This is a genomic window from Devosia neptuniae (assembly GCF_025452235.1).
Lineage (GTDB): Bacteria > Pseudomonadota > Alphaproteobacteria > Rhizobiales > Devosiaceae > Devosia.
This window is the reverse complement of record NZ_CP104965.1, coordinates 1479348-1497612: the sequence shown is the minus strand read 5'-3', so window position 1 is coordinate 1497612 and position 18265 is coordinate 1479348. Positions and strand designations below refer to the sequence as shown.

Here is an 18265-nt window from a genome sequence, read left to right as displayed (position 1 = left end):
GGCGGGCGCATTCTGTCTTCCCAAGCACAGGAGGATATCATGACCCAGATGATCGATCGGGTGCCCCTATCGGAGGACATCGTCACCATCGCCAAGCGCGCCAGCCTTTATCAGCTGCTGCTATCGGCATTGCAGCGCCAGAAGCGGGTGCAGGAATTGCCGGGCCATCTCTACAATGACCTCGGCATCCCGCCCAGCCAGCGTCCCGATTTCACACCGCGTTGCCGGTGATGACAGCCCTCGGATGAGGGGAGCCGTCCCATGCAGGCCTCCCAAAAGGCCCCCTCATCCGCCCCTTTTCCTTGGCTACAATTTTCTAACCGCCACGCGCTAAACTCCCGGCATGGTCGATTCTGCCTTTGCCACCGACGAGTTCATGCGCGCCCAGATCGCCGCCTGGCAGCGCGAGCTGGGGTCGGTTCGCCGCCTCGCCGAAAACACGCTTGAGGCCTATAGCCGCGACCTCGACCAATTCCTGCAATTCCTCGCCGGCCATGCCGGCGGCCCGGTAACCCTGAGCACTCTCAAGGACTTGCGTGGCGCCGATATCCGCGCCTTCATGGCGCAACGGCGCAATGAAAGCCTGGGCTCGCGGTCCCTGGCCCGGGTGCTGTCGGCGCTCAAATCCTTCTTCCGTTTTCTCGAACGCGAAGGCGTGCTGGCCACCGAAGCACTCAATGTCATTCGTACCCCCAAACAGCCCAAATCCCTGCCCAAGGCGCTGACTGTGATCGAGGCGCGGCGCACCATTACCACCACCGAGGAGATGGAAGAGCGCCCCTGGGTCGCGGCGCGGGACATGGCGGTGCTCTCGCTGTGCTATGGCGCAGGGCTGCGTATTGCCGAGGCCCTGGCGCTGACCCGGTCCGACCTCGAATCGCAGACTTTGCGGGTCACCGGCAAGGGGGGAAAGATTCGCATGGTGCCGCTGATCGAGGCGGTGCGGAAGTCGATTGAGCTCTATCTTGAGCTTTGTCCGTTCAAATCCTGGCCGGAGGAGCCGTTGTTCCGGGGGGTCAAGGGCGGCGTGCTGTCGCCGCGGCTGATCCAACTGCGCGTGGCCAAGCTCCGCAGTGCCCTGGGCCTGCCGCCTTCGGCGACGCCGCATGCGCTAAGGCATTCTTTTGCCACACACTTATTGGGTCGAGGCGGCGATTTGCGGGCCATTCAGGAACTGCTGGGCCATGCCAGTCTGTCCTCCACCCAGATCTATACCGCGGTCGACACGGACCGCCTGCTCGAGAGCTATCGCAAGGCGCACCCCAGGGGGTAATTGGTGCACGGACTGTTGGCATCGGCATAGCATTTGGTGCCGAACGGTTATCGGAAAACCCGCCTTGCCAGCCGTAACAGGCAGCGCTACCAAACGGCTCATGCACTCGTCCGCCACCATTATTCTGCTTGGTCTTTGGCTTTCTGGCTCCCCTGGGGTCCGGAACGAGCGCTGACATCCAGCCCTTCGTCGCACCGGCCCGCCTTTCAGGCTCCGGTATTGCTTGAGGCGGGTCTTTTTGGAACCGCCTCCCATGTCCGTTGCCTCTTCATCTGCCCCATCCGCCAATGACCCCTTGGGCTATGCCTTTGCCGTGGCCGGCGCCGTGCTGTTTGCCACCAAGGGCATTTTCATCAAGCTCGCCTATGCCCAGGGCACCACGACCGAAATGCTGCTCAGCCTGCGCATGATCGTGGCGCTGCCGGTATACCTGGTCATTATGGTGGGTCTGCTGCGGCGCGAGGAGAACTTGCGGGCTTCGCTCAGCTGGCCCGTGGTGCTGACCAGCATGGCCGTGGGCATTCTGGGCTATTATGTCTCGAGCTATCTCGACTTTTTAGGGCTGAATTACCTGACCGCCCAATATGAGCGGCTGGTGCTGTTCACCTATCCCTTTTTCGTACTGCTGTTCGGCGTCTGGTTCTTCGGCGACCGCATGGTCTGGGGCGTGGTGCCGGCCATGCTGGTCTCTTATGCCGGGCTGCTGGTGATCTTCGGCTGGAATCTCGCGCTGAACCCGGATGGGCTGGTGACCGGCACGCTCCTGGTGCTGGGCTCGGCCATTACCTTTGCGCTCTACCAGCACCTGGCCAAACGGCAGATGCTCAAGCTGGGCTCGGGCCTCTTCACCTGCATCGCCATGTCCACCGCCGCGCTTTGCGCCATCGGGCAAAACCTGATCATCGCCGGGCCACAGAGCTATCTGACGCTGTCGCCGCAAATCTGGACCTATGGCCTGGCTCTGGGCGTGCTGGGCACCGTGCTGCCTTCATTCCTGATGAATGCCGGCATGGCCCGCATCGGGGCGCGCGCCACCTCCTCGACCGGCGCTTTCGGGCCGATCGTCACCATCATCATCGCCGTCATCGTGCTGTCCGAACCCTTCACCATTTTCCATGCCCTGGGCACGGCTCTGGTGTTGCTCGGCTCGGTATTGTTCACAAGAGCTGAACGCCGCGCGCGCAATCGGCGGGACTAAAACGCTGTCGGCTGCCGCAAAGCCGCTATATTGTGCAGCCACCACTGGCGGCCATACCTTCGGAAAGGGACACCGATGCAAACTTACAAGCGGTTGCTGGGCGCGACCACATTGGGGCTGATTCTGGCTGCAGGGCTTGCCGCACCAGCCTTTGCCCAGAAGCTCGACAACAAGACCGGCCCCAGCACCCTCACGACGAATGCGGCTGGCGACATCGATTTCGGCGATGATTCGAGCGAATGGGCCAATGACGGGGAATGCGATGATCCGCGATTCTCCGGCACCGGCAGCGCCGCCGAACTGGTCGATGCCGATATCCGCAAGGACGCCACCGATTGCCGCGCCGCCTTTGCCGCCGGCACCGTGACGCTGGTCGAAGCGGGCAGTACCCCGGCCGATATAACCATTGCCAGCCCGATTGATGCCATCGACTTTGGCGACGACAGCAGCGAATGGGCCAATGACGGCGAATGCGACGACCCCCGCTTCAAGGGCGAAGGCAGCGCCGAGGAATTGCTCGACGCCGATATCCGCAAGGATGCTACCGATTGCAAGGCGGCCTATGAAGCCGGCACGGTGAGCCTGGCTGACGATAATTCCAACGCCAATGCCACCACCACCGACACGCCAGCCACCGGTACCGACACGCCTGCCACAGCTGCCGAGATCGATTTCGGCGATGATTCCAGCGAATGGGCCAATGACGGGGAATGCGATGATCCCCGCTTTTCCGGCACCGGCAGCGCCGTCGAACTGCTCGATGCCGATATCCGCAAGGATGCCACCGATTGCAAGACTGCCTATGACGCTGGCACCGTGACCTTCAATGGCGATACTGCCGGCAGCAGCGCCACCAAGGTCGATATTTCCGAGATCGACTTTGGCGACGACACCAGCGAATGGGCCAAGGACGAGGAATGCGATGACCCCCGCTTCTCGGGCACCGGCGCGGCTTCGGAAATGCTGGACGACGACATCGGCCACGACGCTACCGACTGCAAGGCCGCCTATGCCGCGGGGACGGTGAGCTTCGATCCCGATGGCACCGCCGCCACCAGCGCGAGCCCGGCTTCCACCGAGTTCGACTATGGCAGCGACACCTCCAAATGGGCCAATGACGGGGAATGCGACGATCCGCGCTTTGTCGGCGAAGGCACCAACAAGAAGCAGCTCTACGAAGACCAGATGGCCGACGCCACCGATTGCAAGGCGCTGGAAGCGGCCGGCAAGGTGCAGATCCGCCAAGTCTACCAGCCCAGCTACGCTGCTGGCGCACCCTATGACAGCTCGGAAATCGAGTTTGGCGACAACACGTCGAGCTACGCCAATGACGATCAGTGCGACGATCCGCGCTTTGAAGGCCCCGGCGCTGCCATCACCCTGCTCGACAGCGACCTCGAGCACGACGCCGACGACTGCAAGACGGCGTTTGAGGCTGGCTTGATCGTGCTGAGGGAAGACGACGGCATCTAGGTTTTTTAGATTTGATCTCAGGCGGCGGGGCAAAGCTCCGCCGTTTTTGTTTTGGTGTTCTGCATCGGGGCTTCGCTTCATTCCCAAAGCCCTTTGTGGGTCTTGGAAGAACGCGCCCCATCACCGTTCTCCCCCGGGAGATGCGGTGGGTTGGGATGATTCAGACAAAGCCGCTTCCATCCAGGGCGCCATCCCGGCACGGGCCGGGATTCGGGTCCGCGGCGTCTCATTTGCATCCAGGGCCGGGATGACCTTCAGCATGGATTCCGGCCTGCGCCGGAATGACACCGTGGGTGACGTGTGTTGAAGATGAACGCTCCCCTCGTCACAATAGGCTTTGGCGCAAACACTGGAGTCTAAGGACCCACCAAACAAAAAGCCCGCGGGCCTGACCCGCGGGCTTCTTCAAAGACTAAAAAACCAAAATTACGCGGCGACCTTGCGTTCCACCATCATCTTCTTGATCTCGGCAATGGCCTTGGCCGGGTTGAGGCCCTTGGGGCAGACCTTGGCGCAGTTCATGATGGTGTGGCAGCGATAGAGCTTGAACGGGTCTTCGAGGTCGTCGAGCCGTTCCTGCGTGCTCTCGTCGCGGCTGTCGATCAGCCAGCGATAGGCCTGCAGCAAGGCGGCCGGCCCCAGATATTTTTCGCCATTCCACCAATAGGACGGGCAGGAGGTCGAGCAGCAGGCGCACAGGATACATTCGTAAAGCCCGTCGAGCTTGGCGCGCTCGGGTACGGACTGTGTCCATTCCTTGGTCGGAGTGGGCGACGTGGTCTTGAGCCAGGGCTCGATGGCGCGGTGCTGGGCATAGAAATTGCTGAGATCCGGCACCAGATCCTTGACCACCGGCATATGCGGCAGCGGGTAGATCTTGATGGGGCCCTTGGAATCATCCATGCCCTTGGTGCAGGCCAGGGTATTGAGCCCGTTAATGTTCATTGAGCACGAGCCGCAAATGCCTTCGCGGCAGCTTCGGCGCAGCGTCAGCGTGGGATCGACCTTGTTCTTGATCCAGAGCAAGCCATCCAGGATCATCGGGCCGCAATCGTCCAGATTGACGAAATAGGTATCGATGCGCGGATTGGCATTCTGGTCGGGGTCGTAGCGATAGATGTGATATTCGCGCAGGCGCTTGGCGCCCTCGGGCTTGGGCCAGGTCTTGCCCTTCTGAGGCCGGTCGGCCTTGGGGAGCATCAATTCGACCATGGGTCGCTCTTCCTTCTCAACACGACGCCGCTCAACCCGGCGCGATAGTCAGTTCAATAATTCGGCTTACAGATCTGGTTCGATTTGGCGACATAAGTGTTGTAGGGCACGGCATCGGCCTGTGCGGTCGAGCCGCCCTGCATGGATTTGATCACCACGCCCATGAAGCGCTCATCGATCAGCGTCATGGCCGCATCGGCCTTGCAGGAGCACAGGGTCTCGTTGCTCGCGATACCCATGCAGACCCGATAGAACTCCGCCTTCTGCTCGGCTGTAGGCGCCGCAGCAAAAGCCGGCGCCGCCGCAGCCAGAACCATCGCGATAACCAGACCCGGCGCGCGCATCAATAAACGCGTGCCTTGGGCGCGATCTTCTTGAGGTCGATGCCGCCTTCGCTTTCGGGGGTCAGCGGATCGAGGATCACGGGGCGATAGCTGAGCTCGACCGCGCCGGTATCGACATTGACCTTGGCCAGCGTGTGCTTGCGCCATTCCACGTCGTCGCGATTGGGGAAATCCTCATGCGCGTGGGCGCCGCGGCTTTCGTGGCGGGCTTCGGCGGAGACCACCGTGGCGATGGCGCAGGTCATCAGGTTTTCCAGCTCCAGCGTTTCCACCAGGTCCGAATTCCAGATCAGCGAGCGGTCGGTAACCCTGACATCGGGCAGGCGCGCATAGATTTCGCTCATCGCCGCAACGCCGTTCTTGAGGGATTCATCGGTGCGGAACACCGCCGCATCGGCCTGCATGGTGCGCTGCATTTCGTCACGCAGCTTGGCGGTCGATTGGCTGCCATTGGCGTGGCGCAGGCGATCGAAGCGGGCGAGGATTTTGGCGTCTTCGGCCGCGTTGAGGGCGGGCACGGGGCTCGCCTTATCGATCACCTTGCCGGCGCGAATGGCGGCGGCGCGGCCGAACACCACAAGATCGGTGAGGGAATTGGAACCCAGCCGGTTGGCGCCGTGCACCGAGGCGCAGGCGGCTTCGCCCACGGCCATCAGGCCGGGCACGATGCGATTGGGGTTTTCCGGCGTGGGGTCGAGCACTTCGCCATGATAGTTCGCGGGAATGCCGCCCATATTATAGTGCACGGTGGGCAGAACCGGGATCGGCTCGCGGGTCAGATCAACACCGGCAAAGATCTTTGCACTCTCGGTGATGCCCGGCAGCCGCTCATGCAGCACCTTGGGATCGAGATGATCGAGGTGGAGATAAATATGGTCCTTGTTCGGACCCACGCCGCGGCCCTCGCGGATTTCGAGCGTCATGCAGCGGCTCACGACGTCGCGTGAGGCCAGGTCTTTCGCATTGGGGGCATAGCGCTCCATGAAGCGCTCGCCTTCCGAATTGGTGAGATACCCGCCCTCGCCGCGCGCGCCTTCGGTGATCAGCACGCCCGCGCCATAGATGCCGGTGGGGTGGAATTGCACGAATTCCATATCCTGCAGCGGCAGGCCGGCCCGCGCCACCATGCCATTGCCGTCGCCGGTGCAGGTATGGGCCGAGGTGGCCGAGAAATAGGAGCGGCCATAGCCGCCGGTGGCCAGCACGACCAGCTTGGCGCGGAAGCGATGCAGCGTGCCATCATCGAGCTTCCAGGCGATCACGCCCTGGCATTCCCCATTCTTGCCCATGATCAGATCGAGCGCGAAATATTCGATATAGAATTGCGCATTGTTGCGCAGGCTCTGCCCGTAAAGCGTGTGCAGGATCGCGTGGCCGGTACGGTCGGCAGCGGCGCAGGTGCGCTGCACCGGCGGGCCATCGCCGAATTCCGTCATATGGCCGCCAAACGGGCGCTGATAGATCTTGCCCTGTTCGGTGCGACTGAACGGCACGCCGTAATGCTCAAGCTCATAAATGGCGGCCGGGGCTTCGCGCGCCAGATATTCCATGGCGTCATTGTCGCCCAGCCAGTCCGACCCCTTGACGGTGTCGTACATGTGCCATTGCCAGCTATCGGGGCCCATATTCTGCAGCGAGGCCGCAATGCCGCCCTGCGCCGCCACGGTATGGCTGCGCGTGGGGAAGACCTTGGTGATGCAGGCGGTGTTGAAGCCCTGCTCGGCCATGCCCAGGGTCGCGCGGAGACCTGCGCCGCCGGCGCCCACCACGACCACGTCGAATTCGTGGTCGATGAGTTCATAAGTGGAAGCCATCAGGCACTAACCCCAGAAGACGAGCTTGAGAATGGAAATCACGCCGATCAGACCCACGGCGAGGCAGAACAGCGTATTGAGCAGCATGGCCAGCCGATAGGTGGCACCCGCCAGATAATCTTCCAGCGTATCGCGCATGCCATTGCGCATATGCACGGTGACCACGGCCAGCAGCACGGCAAAGGGAATGCCGACAAAGCCATTGCCGATCACGGCTACCATGTCGGCCCGATCCTGCCCGGCCAGGCGCACCACGATGAACACCAGCAAGCCGATGAACAGCACATTGATCGCGCCGGTCACCCGCTGGGTGATGAAATGGCGGGTCGAGGCTTTGGCGTCGCCATATTTGGTCTTGGGATCGGCGATGATGTCCCTGGTGATCACTTGTTCACGCATCAATGCACCCACACAAAAACGGTCCAGACCAGCAGCGTCAGCACGATGGAGGCCACCAGATTGGCCCAGGCGATGGCTTCGCGCTGGCCCGGCTCCATCATCTCGATGAAATCCCAGACGAAGTGGCGCAGGCCGCCCAGCATGTGGTGGAACAGCGACCAGGAATAGCCAAACAGCACCAATTGGCCGAACCAGCTGCCATAGACGGCATTGACCACATTGAGCGGTTCGGGCCCGATGGCGGCGGCGGCCAGCCACAGCACCAGCAGGGCCGAGCCCACATAATTGGCAATGCCCGTCGCGCGATGCGCGATCGACATGGCCATGGTGATGGTCCAGCGATAGATTTGCAGATGCGGAGAAGTGGGGCGGGAGCGAACCGTCATGGAGTCTTCCTGAAGCCGTCCTGAACGCGCGGGAGGGACCGCTGTAGTTTGGAATGGTTCAAGACTTCTAGCCTCCCCGCATGACAATTCAAAGCCCCCCAAAGGTCAACTTTTGGCGCATTGCGCACTTTGTTCGTATATCGCCCGAAGTGTTCGGAGGGCGACGGAATTGGGGGGTGCGCTGTTGGGCCAGAAAAGCTGTTCGGGGCAACTATCAGGCCTTGGGCGGCCAAGCGCGGGCGAAAAAATCCCGCCACGATTGTAACTCACGCCGGATGCTGTGCCCGACTTAGCCTCTGCTCATCACCACCGCCGGACTGGCGAAGGCGACGGAGGAGCGCAGGATGACACAGACAGCAACACGCACGATGGGTTCGCCGGCGGCCGAGGCAATTGCCCTGCTCGCCTATGCGGCCGCCCCGGTCTTCGGGATCATGGCTGGTATCTCCGCCCTTGATGCGTCGGGCATGGCGATCTGCTCGGGCGCCGCCATGCTGCCGATCCATGACATGGCCCTGATGTATCTGCTGATGGGCGTCTTTCACCTGTCGCCCTGGCTCAAGCTGCTCTTTGCCCAGCGCCGCGACATAGACCTTTCCCAAACCCAAGGAGATTGACGATGCACCACATGGTTGTTTCACACGATGCCTGGCTCGCCGCCCGCAAGGACTTTCTCAAGGCCGAGAAGGAGCTGACCCATTTACGCGACAGGCTCGCGCGGGAGCGGCTGGCTCTGCCCTGGGAGCGCATAAACCAGGACTATGTGTTCGACACATTGGCTGGTCCGCGCAGCCTGGCCGAGCTATTCGAGGGGCGCTCGCAATTGCTGCTGCAGCATTTCATGTTTGCGCCGGGCTGGACGCAAGGCTGCCCGAGCTGCTCCTTCATGGCCGACCATACCGATGGCATGAACCTGCATCTGGCCAATCACGACGTCACCATGGTCGCCGTCTCGCGCGCCCCACTGGCCGATATCGAGCGCTATCGCCAGCGTATGGGCTGGCAGTTCACCTGGGTGTCCTCATTTGGCAGCACGTTCAATTACGATTTCCGGGTGAGCTTCACGCCGGAGGAAGTTGCCAGCGGCCATATCGACTACAATTTCGGGCAATGGCAGGAAACCGGCGAGGAATGGCCGGGTGTCACGGCCTTTTACAAGGACGAGGACGGGCAGGTGTTTCGCACCTATTCCACCTTCGGCCGCGGTGTGGAGGTAATGATGGGCACCTATGCCATGCTCGATCTCATGCCCAAGGGCCGCAATGAAACCGAGGGCATGGACTGGCTGCGCCGCCACGATCGTTATCAATAGTCTCAGGCAGCATTGTCATTGCCGGAGCCGATAAAGCCCCGGCAATTTTCATGATCCCCATCACGCCTGTTCCAGCAATTCCGCCAGTTCGACCGGCAGCAGCAACGGCACGTCGTGGCCGCAGGGCAGTTCGTGCACGCTCCAGGCCGGATCGTTCCGCAGCGGCGCGGCGATACCGCCGAAGCCGTCCCAGCCGGTGGCCAGGATATAGGTTTTGCGGGCAATGTTCAGATAGGCGCCAGTGACCTTGAGCCGTTCGGTAAAGGTGCCGGTCGGCTGCGGTGTGCTGAGGGCAACAACCCGGGCCCCTTCGGCCTTGGTCGCATAGTCATCTTCACCGCCATCGGGCACGGGGGTCAGCGGGCCGGTGAATTTCTCGCCAAAGAAGTCCTCGAAGGATTGGCCGTCGGCAGGGATGAAGGCGTCGAGATAGACGATTGAGGCAATGCGATCGGCAGCTCGCTCCGCCACCCCGGTGATGACGATGCCGCCATAGGAATGCCCCACCAGCACCACCTCGGTCAGATCGTGCCAGATCATCTCGTTGACGACGTCGTTCACATGGTCGGTCAGCGTGATTGGATAGGCCGCCAGATGGGAGCGTTCCCCCAGCCCGCTCAGCGTCGGCACATGCACGCGATGGCCGGCCCCGCGCAGCCGCTCGGCTACCTTGTCCCAACCCCAAGCACCCGCCCATGCTCCATGTACCAGCACGAATGTCGTCATCGCTTCCTCCCGTATGATTGCAAAATGCAAGCACTTGCTTTTTACAACCATAGCACCTAGAGTCAAGCCATGATGCAAACTTCTTTCCGTTCCGGCTGCCCGATCAATCTGGGCCTCGAAGTGTTCGGCGACAAATGGACCCTGCTGATCATTCGCGACATGATGTTTGCCGGCAAACGCCATTTCCGCGAATTCCTGGCCTCGGACGAAGCCATATCCAGCAATATCCTGTCCGACCGCCTGGCCATGCTGGTGGAGGCCGGCATCGTGACCCGCGCGGGCGACCCCAGCCACAAGCTCAAGGCGATCTATTCGCTAACCGCAAAGGGCATCGACCTGCTGCCGATCATCGCCCAGATCAGCCGCTGGAGCCGCAGCTATATGCCGGTTGACCCAGTGCTCGCCGCTACCGGCGAGGCGCGCGACAAGGGCGGACCCGGTGCCATTGACGCGCAGATGGCGGAGCTGCGCCGGGTGCATCTGGGTGAGAGTTAGAAGTTATCGATGGTGCGGCGTTGGAGATCAGCTCGGGAGCGCCGATCTGCCTCCCTCCCCCTTGTGGGGAGGGATTGAGGGTGGGGGTGCTGAGGTCTCCACCAATATCGAGCAACTGGTGGGCGCAGTACCCCCACCCTAGCCCTCCCCACAAGGGGGAGGGAACTGCATCGGGGCTCTCGCCTATCGGAACCTGAACATCGATCCGGGACTGGCCCTGGCGCGCCATTTGCGGCATAGCTCTGCCAGCATCGAGAGGGCATCCGATTGAGCGACAAGATCATTATCGAGAGCGTCACCAAGCTGGCCCATAATTGGGGCCGGTTCGACGATTATCAGGTCAATCATCCGCGCCGTGACGGCGGAAGCCAGACGGTGCGCCGCGAAGTCTATGACCATGGCAGCGCCGCCGCCGTGCTGCTGCATGCGCCCGAAGCCGACACGATCATCCTCACCCGCCAGTTCCGCCTGCCGCCGCATCTGAATGGCGATACCGCCTGGATGATCGAAGTGCCCGCCGGCATGCTGGATGGGGAAAGTGCCGCTGTCGCTGCTCATCGGGAGGCCGTCGAGGAAACCGGCTATGAGCCGGCCGACCTGCAATTCATGTTCAACGCCTATATGAGCCCAGGCTCATTGACGGAAAAATGCGCCTGCTTCCTGGCGCGCTACACGCCCGGCGCTCCCCTCCATGCCGGGGGCGGGCTGGAACATGAAGGCGAGGATATCGAAGTGTTCGAAATCGGCTTTGCCGAGGCTCTGGCGATGATCGGAACCGGCGAGATCATCGACGCCAAGACCATCATGCTGCTGCAGGCGCTGGCGCTGCAACAGATGCGGGACGGCAGTTGAGGTTGGACATGACTTGGAAAGCCGCGATCCCCTCCCTCCCCCTTGAGGGGAGGGATTGAGGGTGGGGGTGCTGAGATTCCCCCGCGCATGGTGCATTTTGAGGTTGCAGCACCCCCACCCTAGCCCTCCCCTCAAGGGGGAGGGGATTGGATCGGGGCTCTCAGTTTGCCGCGCTAAATCCAGCCCTCAATAATCGACAAGCTTCTTGTCCGGATCATAGGGTTGGTCCCTCGCCACGCGGGTGACGGCCTGGCCGGCCTTCATCTTTTTGGCGACGGCGTCATAGGCATAGGTGGGCGAGCCATGCAGTTCCCAGCCCTCGCTCAGGGCCTTGGTGACCTTGTGGCAAAACGAGGAATCGTCTTCCCCAGATAAAAAGCGGTAGATCAGCATTGCAACCCCGGTATGCGGGCGCCCCATGCGCCCCAGGTTGATCTTCTTCTGCCACAGAGCTAAGCGATATGCCATGCACAGCTTTCCAGACCACCTGCTCAAGGGCCACGCCAATTTCATGGCCGGCCGCTATGCCCGCGAAAAGGACCGGATCCGCGATCTGGCCGCCGAGGGGCAGAACCCCACAACCATGATCATTGCCTGCTGCGATAGCCGCGCGGCGCCCGAAATGATCTTCGATGCCGGACCGGGCGAATTGTTCGTGCTGCGCAACGTGGCCAATCTGGTGCCCACCTATCAGCCCGATGGCGGCCAGCACGGCACCTCGGCGGCTATCGAATTTGCTGTCAAGGCGCTCAACATCGCCAATGTCGTGGTAATGGGCCATGGCCGCTGCGGCGGCATCAAGGCGGCGCTCAACCCCGACAGCAAGCCGCTCGATTCCGGCGACTTCATCGGCAAGTGGATGAGCATGCTGGGCGGCCTGCCCGACCAGATCGTGCAGAACGAGCTGATGACCCCGGCCGAACGGCAGACCGCGCTGGAGCGGATTTCGATCCGCAACTCGATCCGCAACCTGCGCACCTTTCCCTATGTGGCCGCGCTCGAGGCCGAGGGGAAAATCGCCGTACATGGCGCCTGGTTCGATATTTCGACGGGCGAGCTTTGGATCATGAACTCGAGCGGCGATTTTATCCGCCCCGATTTTTGAGTTTTTTCGGCCCACTCGACTTGGTGGGAGCGAGGCGATCAAGTTTCCGTTCCGGCACTGTCACGCTTGTGTGATCGTGCAGACTTGCCGGCATTCAAAGCTGATGCGGCGTGGGTGAAAATTCATCCCGCCGAGCAAGACTATCCCGGCAAGTAAACTTGCAATTCATCGCGGCGTCGGCCCAATATCTGGCGCAATACCTGGCAGTTATTTTGTAAAATCACTGCCTCTAATTTGCCCGATTATCTCCCGCTCGCTGCCGGTTTTACGGCCAGCACAGGACACATTACCCCATCACTCTTTGTTGCACGGACCGCGCGGAGTGCGATCCGTCGGCCACGGGCTAACCCGTTGCCGCTGTCTCCCCAACATGGAGTTCAAACCCCCATGAAGAAGCTCATCCTGTCCGTCGCTGTCGTTCTGGGCCTGTCCGGCGCCGCTTTCGCGCAAGACGCAGTTGCCCCCGATTTCGCGACCCTGGATACCGACGCCAGTGGCGGCATCTCGCTGACCGAGCTGCAGGTGGCCATGCCCGGCGTCACCGCCGAGCAATTTGCCGCCGCCGATACTGATGGCAATGGCGAGCTGAGCGCCGAGGAATTCGCCGCGGCGACGACGCCGGCCCCGGTTCCAGCGCCCGCAATGTAAATTAGCCCGGGGGAACCATACGGCCATCGCCTGGTTTCCCCTGGCTCTTGCCCCCGCCCGCCAGAACGGGCACCCATCTAGGAGAGAATTGATGCGCAAGATTGTTCTTGGCTTTGCCATTCTGAGCCTATCGGCCGGCGCCGCCCTGGCGCAGACCCCCACCAATTTCACCGATGTCGACACCGATGGCAGCGGCGAGCTGTCGCTGAGCGAATTGCAGGTGGTTTGGCCCGACCTGACCGAAGCCGAATTCACCGGCGCCGATATCGATGCCAGCGGCGGCATTTCCGCCAGCGAACTGGCCGGGCTGCAGCCTGCCGCCGTGCCCGCTGATCCGGGTGCGCCCGCAGCGCCTGCTGCGCCCGCCGACCCGGTGGACACGCCCGATTCTTTGGTGCAGTAAAACCGCATATCGGCCGCCCTCCGGGGCGGCCTTTTTGTCAGTCGAGCCGCACAGCCGGCTCACTCGGCCGGCCACGCAGCAGCGTGATGACAAGGCCCAGAATGACCAGCCCGGCCCCGCCAATCTCGATCGGGGTGATCACCTCGCCCAGCACCAGATAGCCCGACAGCATGCCGGTGATCGGCACCAGGAGGGTAAAGGGCGCCACGACCGACGCCTTGTGCCGGCCCAAGAGCCAACTCCAGATCGCCCCGCCCAACAGCGTCGCCGGATAGGCGAGAAAGGCGATCAGCCCCGCATCCTGCCAGCTGAACCCGCGCAAGGCGGTGAGCACGGTTTGTGGCCCCTCGACCAGCAATGACAGCGCCAAGAGCGGCAGCGGCGCGGCCAGCGCACCCCAGACGGTGAAGGACAAGGCATTGATCTTGCCCGCCTTCTTGGTCAGCACATTGGCCAGGCCCCAGGCCAGAGCCGCCAGCAGCGTCATGCCCAGCGGCAAGAGCGAAGTGGCGCCCAGCCGTTCGGTGGCGATCACCGCAATGCCGCCAAAGGCCACCGCCGCCCCCATGATCTGGAACCGGCTCGGCCGCTCGCCCAATAGCAAAAAGGCGAGGCCCATGGTGAAAAACGCCTGCACCTGCAGCACCAGCGAACTCAGCCCCGCCGACATGCCCCAGGCAATGGACAGGTTCAAAAAGGCATACAGCGCAAAGCCGAAGCTGAGCCCGAACCCCACCACAATGGGCCACGGCGCCTTGGGCGGCTTGACGAAGAACACCAGCGGAAAGGCCGCGAACAGGAAGCGCAACGCCGCCGCCAGCAAGGGTGGCAGTGCATCGACGCTGAGCTTGATGACGACGAAATTAAAGCCCCAGATGACCACGACCAGCAGCGCCAGCCCGACATGGCGGATCGGCATTATACGCCGCCCGCCGACCGCCACCGCGCCAGGGCTTTTGGCCCCAGCACATTGAGCACCAGCCCGACAAAGATCAAAAGGCTGCCCAGAATCTCCGGCACGGTGACCGCTTCACCCAGAATGATCATGGCGGCCGCAAAGCCCACCACCGGCACCAGCAGCGAGAATGGCGCGACCACGCTGGCCGGATAACGCCCCAGCAACACTGCCCATAGCCCATAGCCGAACAGCGTCGAGCCATAGGCGATGAAGAGGACCGAACCGATACCGCGGGGTGTCATGGCGAGGAGCGAAGCATAGGCGCCCGGCCCTTCGAAGATCAGCGACAGTGCCAACATGGGGATAGGCGGCACCAGGCTGCCCCAGACTACGAAGCCCAGCATGTCGACCTTGCCGGCGCGCTTGGTGACGATATTGGACATGGCCCAGAACATGGCCGCCACCAGCGTCATGACCAGCGGCATAAGCACCGCGCCGCCCAGATGCTCGGCCCCGATGGTGGCGAGTCCCAGGAGGGCGATCAACGCCCCGCCAAGCTGGAACAGGCCCGGCCGCTCGCCCAGGAACAAGACGGCCAAAGCCATGGTGAAAAACACCTGCATCTGCATGACCAGACTCGCCAGCCCTGCCGGCATGCCCAGCCGCATGGCGGTGAAGAGGAAGCTGAATTGCAGCACGCCCACGGTAAAGCCGTAGAGGATCAGCATGCGCCAGCTGACCTGGGGCCGGCGGATGAAAAACACGGCCGGGAGCGCGCAGCCGAGATAACGCAGGGCTGTCATCATAAAGGGCGGGACTTCGTCCACGCCCCATTTGATGGCGACGAAATTGAGGCCCCACACAATGACGACGCCAAGGGCTAGGATGAGGTCACGCGGGGACATTTTTGTTGGACCTATAGAATTTGCCCAGAGGCAATTACATCCACGATGTCACCCCGGCGCAGGCCGGGGCCCATCCTGAAATGCCCGTTTGACAAGATATCTCAGGATGGGTCCCGGCCTGCGCCGGGATGACACCGAGTGTAATCAGGGCAATAGCGCTAAGCCGCCTTCTTGGCCAAGAGGCCACGCTCGATCAGCGTTTCGGCGATCTGGATTGTATTCAGCGCTGCGCCCTTGCGCAGATTGTCGCTCACGATCCAGATATTGAGGCCATTCTCGATCGTGTTGTCTTCGCGGATGCGGGAGACATAGGTGTCATATTCGCCCACCACTTCCACCGGAGTCGCGTAGCCACCCGGCTCGCGCTTGTCGAGCACCGAAATGCCCGGCGCTTCGCGCAGGATATCGCGGGCTTCGTCAGCCGAAATCGGGTTCTCGAATTCGATATTGACCGCTTCGGAATGCCCGACAAACACCGGCACGCGCACGGCGGTGCAGGTCACCTTGATCTTGGGATCGAGGATCTTCTTGGTTTCGGCCAGCACCTTCCACTCTTCCTTGGTGTAGCCGTCTTCCATGAACACATCGATATGCGGGATGACGTTGAAGGCGATCTGCTTGGGGAACTTGCCGGGCGTGGCGCTATCGTTGACGAAAATGCCCTTGGTCTGGTTCCACAGCTCATCCACCCCATCCTTGCCCGCGCCGGACACCGACTGATAGGTCGAGACGACGATGCGCTTGATCTTGGCGAAGTCATGCAGGGGCTTGAGCGCCACGACCAGCTGGGCCGTCGAGCAGTTCGGATTAGCGATGATATTGGTGCGGTTGGGATTGGCCATGAAGGCGTCCAGCACATGGGCGTTCACTTCCGGCACCACCAGCGGCACATCGGAATGATAGCGCCAATAGCTCGAATTATCGATCACGATGGCGCCCTTGGCGGCGATGCGCTGCGCCCATTCCTTGGAAATGGTGCCGCCGGCCGACATGATGGCGAAATCGACGCCGGTGAAATCGAAGTCCTCGAGATTCTTGGCCTTCAAAATCTTGTCGCCATAGGAAATTTCCCGCCCGATCGAGCGCGAGGACGCCAGCGCGATAACCTCGTCGGCGGGGAACTTGCGTTCGGCCAGAATATTGAGAACTTCCCGGCCCACATTACCAGTGGCACCGACGACAGCGACGCGATAACCCATTTTTTGGAACTCCAGTCCCTTGCCAGTTTCCGCCCCCGCGCGATGACTTGCATCGCGGCCAGTGCTTTGAGCCTCTCCCCGTCGGGAGACGACCCGGGGAAAAGCTTCAGACGGTTTTGGTGGTTTTGGTCATGAGGGCAGCGACGCCGCCGGTGAACACCGGGGTCGTAGGCAAATCGGCCATAGCGAAAGCGCTGCGCATCTTGTGACTGCTTTGGTTGCAAGCAGGACTTGTCATACTCTCAAATAGGAAAGAGTCAATCTTTCGGTTTTTGGGCCACTTTTTTGGCCCTTTAAGAATGGTGGCCCTGCCCTCAACGCTTGCCACCACATGTCCCATGGCTGTAACTGCCCCAAACCCAAAGGGCCAAAACAATGCATTACGACGTGATCGTCCTCGGCGCCGGGGCCGCTGGTATGATGGCCGCCATCGAAGCGGGCAAGCGCGGCCGCAAGGTGCTGCTGGTGGATCACGCCGCCCATGCTGGCGACAAGATCCGCATTTCGGGCGGCGGGCGCTGCAATTTCACCAATATCAATGCCACGATCGAGCGCGGCCGCGATCGCTTCCTGAGCGACAATCCACGCTTCGCGCTGTCGGCGCTGTCGCGCTACACGCCCGACATGTTCATCGCCCTGGTGCAGCGCTACGGCATCGCCTTTCACGAAAAGACCTTGGGCCAATTGTTCTGCGATGGCCCCGCCACCCAGATCAACACCATGCTGCTGGGCGAAATGCGGCTGGCTGGGGTGACGCTCTGGCTCAAGACGGCAATCGAGCGGGTGAGCAAGACCGAAACCGGTTTTGAAGTGCTGTTCACCAATACCTCAGCCACAGCCGAAAGCCTGATCGTCGCCACCGGCGGCAAATCCATTCCCAAAATGGGTGCTACCGGCTTTGGCTATCAACTGGCCACCCAGTTCGGCCTGCGTCTCACCGAGACGCGCCCGGGCCTCGTGCCGCTGACCTTTGAAACCGGGGCGCTGGAAAAGCTCACGCCGCTTGCCGGCATTGCCACCGACGCCATGGTCAAGCACGGCAAGACCGCGTTCGAGGAAGCTCTGCTCTTCACCCATCGGGGCCTGTCGGGCCCGGCCATCCTGCAGATTTCCTCCTATTGGCGCGAAGGCGACGCCATTGAAGTCGACCTGCTGCCCGGTCGCGATGCCGGCGAAGTGCTGCGCGCCGCCCGCAAGGAAATGCCCAAGGTTCAGGTACAGACGGTGATCGGCAATCTGCTGCCCAAAAAGCTCGCGCAATTGCTGGGCGATGAGCTCGACATGCCCGGCATGTTCGGCGATTTCTCGGACAAGAAGCTGGCCGTGATCGAAGCCAAGCTCAAGAACTGGACGCTCAAGCCCGTCGGTTCGGAAGGCTATCGCACCGCCGAAGTGACGCTAGGCGGCGTCGACACGCGCGACCTCGACGCCAAGACCATGGCGGCCCGCTCCGTGCCCGGCCTCTACTTCGTCGGCGAAGTGGTCGATGTCACCGGCTGGCTCGGCGGCTATAATTTCCAATGGGCCTGGGCCTCCGGCTGGGCTGCCGGGCAGGCGGCTTAGGGCAAAACTACACTCGCAATATCGCCCCACCCACAATGTCATTCCCGCGAAAGCGGGAAC

The 18265-nt window shown here is 62.0% G+C and carries 22 protein-coding genes; 12 read left to right on the top strand and 10 right to left on the bottom strand.

Translation table 11 applies throughout. The annotated features are described in order from the left end of the window. The first annotated feature begins 39 nt into the window (after window positions 1-39). The 4 genes from N8A98_RS10145 to N8A98_RS10130 all read left to right on the top strand — a co-directional run bounded on the left by N8A98_RS10145 (window position 40) and on the right by N8A98_RS10130 (window position 3944). Window positions 40-231: a hypothetical protein gene (locus N8A98_RS10145; protein ID WP_262171098.1), complete on the top strand. Its 192-nt coding sequence runs from the start codon at window positions 40-42 to the stop codon at window positions 229-231. Window positions 232-343: 112 nt separating this feature from the next. Next, on the top strand, window positions 344-1273 hold the full coding sequence (locus N8A98_RS10140) for a tyrosine recombinase XerC (protein ID WP_315974544.1): 930 nt from the start codon (window positions 344-346) through the stop codon (window positions 1271-1273). Window positions 1274-1526: 253 nt separating this feature from the next. Continuing rightward, entirely contained in the window at window positions 1527-2471 is a 945-nt protein-coding gene (locus N8A98_RS10135) for a DMT family transporter (RefSeq protein ID WP_113119998.1), read from the top strand. A gap of 75 nt (window positions 2472-2546) precedes the next feature. Then, complete coding sequence (locus N8A98_RS10130; protein WP_262171096.1) at window positions 2547-3944, top strand: hypothetical protein; 1398 nt, start codon at window positions 2547-2549, stop codon at window positions 3942-3944. A 426-nt stretch (window positions 3945-4370) separates the two neighbouring features. Here N8A98_RS10130 and N8A98_RS10125 read toward each other — a convergent pair whose 3' ends face one another. From N8A98_RS10125 to sdhC, 5 genes are read right to left on the bottom strand one after another with little or no spacing between them, the layout of a single operon-like run. Further along, complete coding sequence (locus tag N8A98_RS10125) at window positions 4371-5156, bottom strand: succinate dehydrogenase iron-sulfur subunit (RefSeq protein WP_262171094.1); 786 nt, start codon at window positions 5154-5156, stop codon at window positions 4371-4373. Window positions 5157-5209: 53 nt separating this feature from the next. Continuing rightward, complete coding sequence (locus tag N8A98_RS10120) at window positions 5210-5500, bottom strand: hypothetical protein (RefSeq protein ID WP_262171092.1); 291 nt, start codon at window positions 5498-5500, stop codon at window positions 5210-5212. After that, a complete protein-coding gene (gene sdhA / locus N8A98_RS10115; protein WP_262171091.1) occupies window positions 5500-7314 on the bottom strand; it encodes a succinate dehydrogenase flavoprotein subunit in 1815 nt (604 codons plus the stop codon). Before sdhA ends, N8A98_RS10120 begins: the two co-directional genes overlap by 1 nt. Window positions 7315-7320: 6 nt before the next feature. Continuing rightward, window positions 7321-7713 (bottom strand): succinate dehydrogenase, hydrophobic membrane anchor protein, encoded by a 393-nt coding sequence (gene sdhD, locus N8A98_RS10110; RefSeq protein WP_262171090.1) that lies wholly within the window; start codon window positions 7711-7713, stop codon window positions 7321-7323. Beyond that, a complete protein-coding gene (gene sdhC / locus N8A98_RS10105) occupies window positions 7713-8099 on the bottom strand; it encodes a succinate dehydrogenase, cytochrome b556 subunit (protein ID WP_262171088.1) in 387 nt (128 codons plus the stop codon). The genes sdhD and sdhC overlap by 1 nt, the downstream gene beginning before the upstream one ends. A 344-nt stretch (window positions 8100-8443) precedes the next feature. Between sdhC and N8A98_RS10100 the strand changes: the two genes are divergently transcribed. Together N8A98_RS10100 and N8A98_RS10095 are read left to right on the top strand one after the other, a co-directional pair. Then, entirely contained in the window at window positions 8444-8716 is a 273-nt protein-coding gene (locus N8A98_RS10100) for a hypothetical protein (protein ID WP_262171086.1), read from the top strand. 2 nt (window positions 8717-8718) lie between these two features. Further along, a complete protein-coding gene (locus N8A98_RS10095; protein WP_262171084.1) occupies window positions 8719-9411 on the top strand; it encodes a DUF899 domain-containing protein in 693 nt (230 codons plus the stop codon). A 60-nt stretch (window positions 9412-9471) separates the two neighbouring features. Here N8A98_RS10095 and N8A98_RS10090 read toward each other — a convergent pair whose 3' ends face one another. Beyond that, on the bottom strand, window positions 9472-10137 hold the full coding sequence (locus N8A98_RS10090; RefSeq protein ID WP_262171083.1) for an alpha/beta fold hydrolase: 666 nt from the start codon (window positions 10135-10137) through the stop codon (window positions 9472-9474). Between the two features lie 69 nt (window positions 10138-10206). Between N8A98_RS10090 and N8A98_RS10085 the strand changes: the two genes are divergently transcribed. Together N8A98_RS10085 and N8A98_RS10080 are read left to right on the top strand one after the other, a co-directional pair. Continuing rightward, the gene (locus N8A98_RS10085) at window positions 10207-10632 is read left to right on the top strand and encodes a winged helix-turn-helix transcriptional regulator (RefSeq protein ID WP_262171081.1); all 426 of its coding nucleotides are present in this window, start codon (window positions 10207-10209) and stop codon (window positions 10630-10632) included. A 267-nt stretch (window positions 10633-10899) separates the two neighbouring features. Then, window positions 10900-11484, top strand: coding sequence for an NUDIX domain-containing protein (locus tag N8A98_RS10080; protein WP_262171080.1), 585 nt, complete (start codon window positions 10900-10902; stop codon window positions 11482-11484). Window positions 11485-11670: 186 nt separating this feature from the next. Here N8A98_RS10080 and N8A98_RS10075 read toward each other — a convergent pair whose 3' ends face one another. After that, complete coding sequence (locus tag N8A98_RS10075) at window positions 11671-11952, bottom strand: DUF1737 domain-containing protein (RefSeq protein ID WP_390888821.1); 282 nt, start codon at window positions 11950-11952, stop codon at window positions 11671-11673. Between N8A98_RS10075 and N8A98_RS10070 the strand changes: the two genes are divergently transcribed. The 3 genes from N8A98_RS10070 to N8A98_RS10060 all read left to right on the top strand — a co-directional run bounded on the left by N8A98_RS10070 (window position 11951) and on the right by N8A98_RS10060 (window position 13640). Then, a complete protein-coding gene (locus N8A98_RS10070) occupies window positions 11951-12589 on the top strand; it encodes a carbonic anhydrase (protein WP_262171078.1) in 639 nt (212 codons plus the stop codon). The two genes, N8A98_RS10075 and N8A98_RS10070, sit on opposite strands and share 2 nt — an antisense overlap. A 387-nt stretch (window positions 12590-12976) precedes the next feature. Beyond that, window positions 12977-13237 (top strand): EF-hand domain-containing protein, encoded by a 261-nt coding sequence (locus N8A98_RS10065; RefSeq protein ID WP_113120010.1) that lies wholly within the window; start codon window positions 12977-12979, stop codon window positions 13235-13237. A 91-nt stretch (window positions 13238-13328) separates the two neighbouring features. Then, window positions 13329-13640: an EF-hand domain-containing protein gene (locus tag N8A98_RS10060; RefSeq protein ID WP_262171077.1), complete on the top strand. Its 312-nt coding sequence runs from the start codon at window positions 13329-13331 to the stop codon at window positions 13638-13640. A 37-nt stretch (window positions 13641-13677) separates the two neighbouring features. Here N8A98_RS10060 and N8A98_RS10055 read toward each other — a convergent pair whose 3' ends face one another. From N8A98_RS10055 to N8A98_RS10045, 3 genes are all read right to left on the bottom strand, one after another. After that, window positions 13678-14559, bottom strand: a complete 882-nt coding sequence (locus N8A98_RS10055) for an EamA family transporter (RefSeq protein ID WP_262171075.1) — start codon at window positions 14557-14559, stop codon at window positions 13678-13680. Then, a complete protein-coding gene (locus tag N8A98_RS10050; RefSeq protein WP_262171073.1) occupies window positions 14559-15443 on the bottom strand; it encodes an EamA family transporter in 885 nt (294 codons plus the stop codon). Before N8A98_RS10050 ends, N8A98_RS10055 begins: the two co-directional genes overlap by 1 nt. Before the next feature lie 158 nt (window positions 15444-15601). After that, window positions 15602-16642 (bottom strand): aspartate-semialdehyde dehydrogenase, encoded by a 1041-nt coding sequence (locus N8A98_RS10045; RefSeq protein ID WP_262171072.1) that lies wholly within the window; start codon window positions 16640-16642, stop codon window positions 15602-15604. Window positions 16643-17017: 375 nt separating this feature from the next. Here N8A98_RS10045 and N8A98_RS10040 point away from each other — a divergent pair, with 375 nt between their 5' ends. Further along, complete coding sequence (locus N8A98_RS10040) at window positions 17018-18205, top strand: BaiN/RdsA family NAD(P)/FAD-dependent oxidoreductase (protein WP_262171070.1); 1188 nt, start codon at window positions 17018-17020, stop codon at window positions 18203-18205. The last annotated feature ends 60 nt before the right edge of the window (window positions 18206-18265 follow it).

Bases quoted from the DNA above. Each gene is read 5' to 3' on its own strand.
- N8A98_RS10095 (WP_262171084.1), top strand. From the start codon at position 8,719: ATGCACCACATGGTTGTTTCACACGATGCCTGGCTCGCCGCCCGCAAG.
- N8A98_RS10130 (WP_262171096.1), top strand. From the start codon at position 2,547: ATGCAAACTTACAAGCGGTTGCTGGGCGCGACCACATTGGGGCTGATT.
- N8A98_RS10090 (WP_262171083.1), bottom strand. From the start codon at position 10,137: ATGACGACATTCGTGCTGGTACATGGAGCATGGGCGGGTGCTTGGGGT.
- N8A98_RS10060 (WP_262171077.1), top strand. From the start codon at position 13,329: ATGCGCAAGATTGTTCTTGGCTTTGCCATTCTGAGCCTATCGGCCGGC.
- N8A98_RS10140 (WP_315974544.1), top strand. From the start codon at position 344: ATGGTCGATTCTGCCTTTGCCACCGACGAGTTCATGCGCGCCCAGATC.
- sdhD (WP_262171090.1), bottom strand. From the start codon at position 7,713: ATGCGTGAACAAGTGATCACCAGGGACATCATCGCCGATCCCAAGACC.
- N8A98_RS10145 (WP_262171098.1), top strand. From the start codon at position 40: ATGACCCAGATGATCGATCGGGTGCCCCTATCGGAGGACATCGTCACC.
- N8A98_RS10075 (WP_390888821.1), bottom strand. From the start codon at position 11,952: ATGGCATATCGCTTAGCTCTGTGGCAGAAGAAGATCAACCTGGGGCGC.
- N8A98_RS10070 (WP_262171078.1), top strand. From the start codon at position 11,951: ATGCACAGCTTTCCAGACCACCTGCTCAAGGGCCACGCCAATTTCATG.
- N8A98_RS10100 (WP_262171086.1), top strand. From the start codon at position 8,444: ATGACACAGACAGCAACACGCACGATGGGTTCGCCGGCGGCCGAGGCA.
- N8A98_RS10055 (WP_262171075.1), bottom strand. From the start codon at position 14,559: ATGCCGATCCGCCATGTCGGGCTGGCGCTGCTGGTCGTGGTCATCTGG.
- N8A98_RS10135 (WP_113119998.1), top strand. From the start codon at position 1,527: ATGTCCGTTGCCTCTTCATCTGCCCCATCCGCCAATGACCCCTTGGGC.
- sdhC (WP_262171088.1), bottom strand. From the start codon at position 8,099: ATGACGGTTCGCTCCCGCCCCACTTCTCCGCATCTGCAAATCTATCGC.
- N8A98_RS10085 (WP_262171081.1), top strand. From the start codon at position 10,207: ATGATGCAAACTTCTTTCCGTTCCGGCTGCCCGATCAATCTGGGCCTC.
- N8A98_RS10045 (WP_262171072.1), bottom strand. From the start codon at position 16,642: ATGGGTTATCGCGTCGCTGTCGTCGGTGCCACTGGTAATGTGGGCCGG.
- N8A98_RS10040 (WP_262171070.1), top strand. From the start codon at position 17,018: ATGCATTACGACGTGATCGTCCTCGGCGCCGGGGCCGCTGGTATGATG.
- N8A98_RS10050 (WP_262171073.1), bottom strand. From the start codon at position 15,443: ATGTCCCCGCGTGACCTCATCCTAGCCCTTGGCGTCGTCATTGTGTGG.
- N8A98_RS10125 (WP_262171094.1), bottom strand. From the start codon at position 5,156: ATGGTCGAATTGATGCTCCCCAAGGCCGACCGGCCTCAGAAGGGCAAG.
- sdhA (WP_262171091.1), bottom strand. From the start codon at position 7,314: ATGGCTTCCACTTATGAACTCATCGACCACGAATTCGACGTGGTCGTG.
- N8A98_RS10120 (WP_262171092.1), bottom strand. From the start codon at position 5,500: ATGCGCGCGCCGGGTCTGGTTATCGCGATGGTTCTGGCTGCGGCGGCG.
- N8A98_RS10065 (WP_113120010.1), top strand. From the start codon at position 12,977: ATGAAGAAGCTCATCCTGTCCGTCGCTGTCGTTCTGGGCCTGTCCGGC.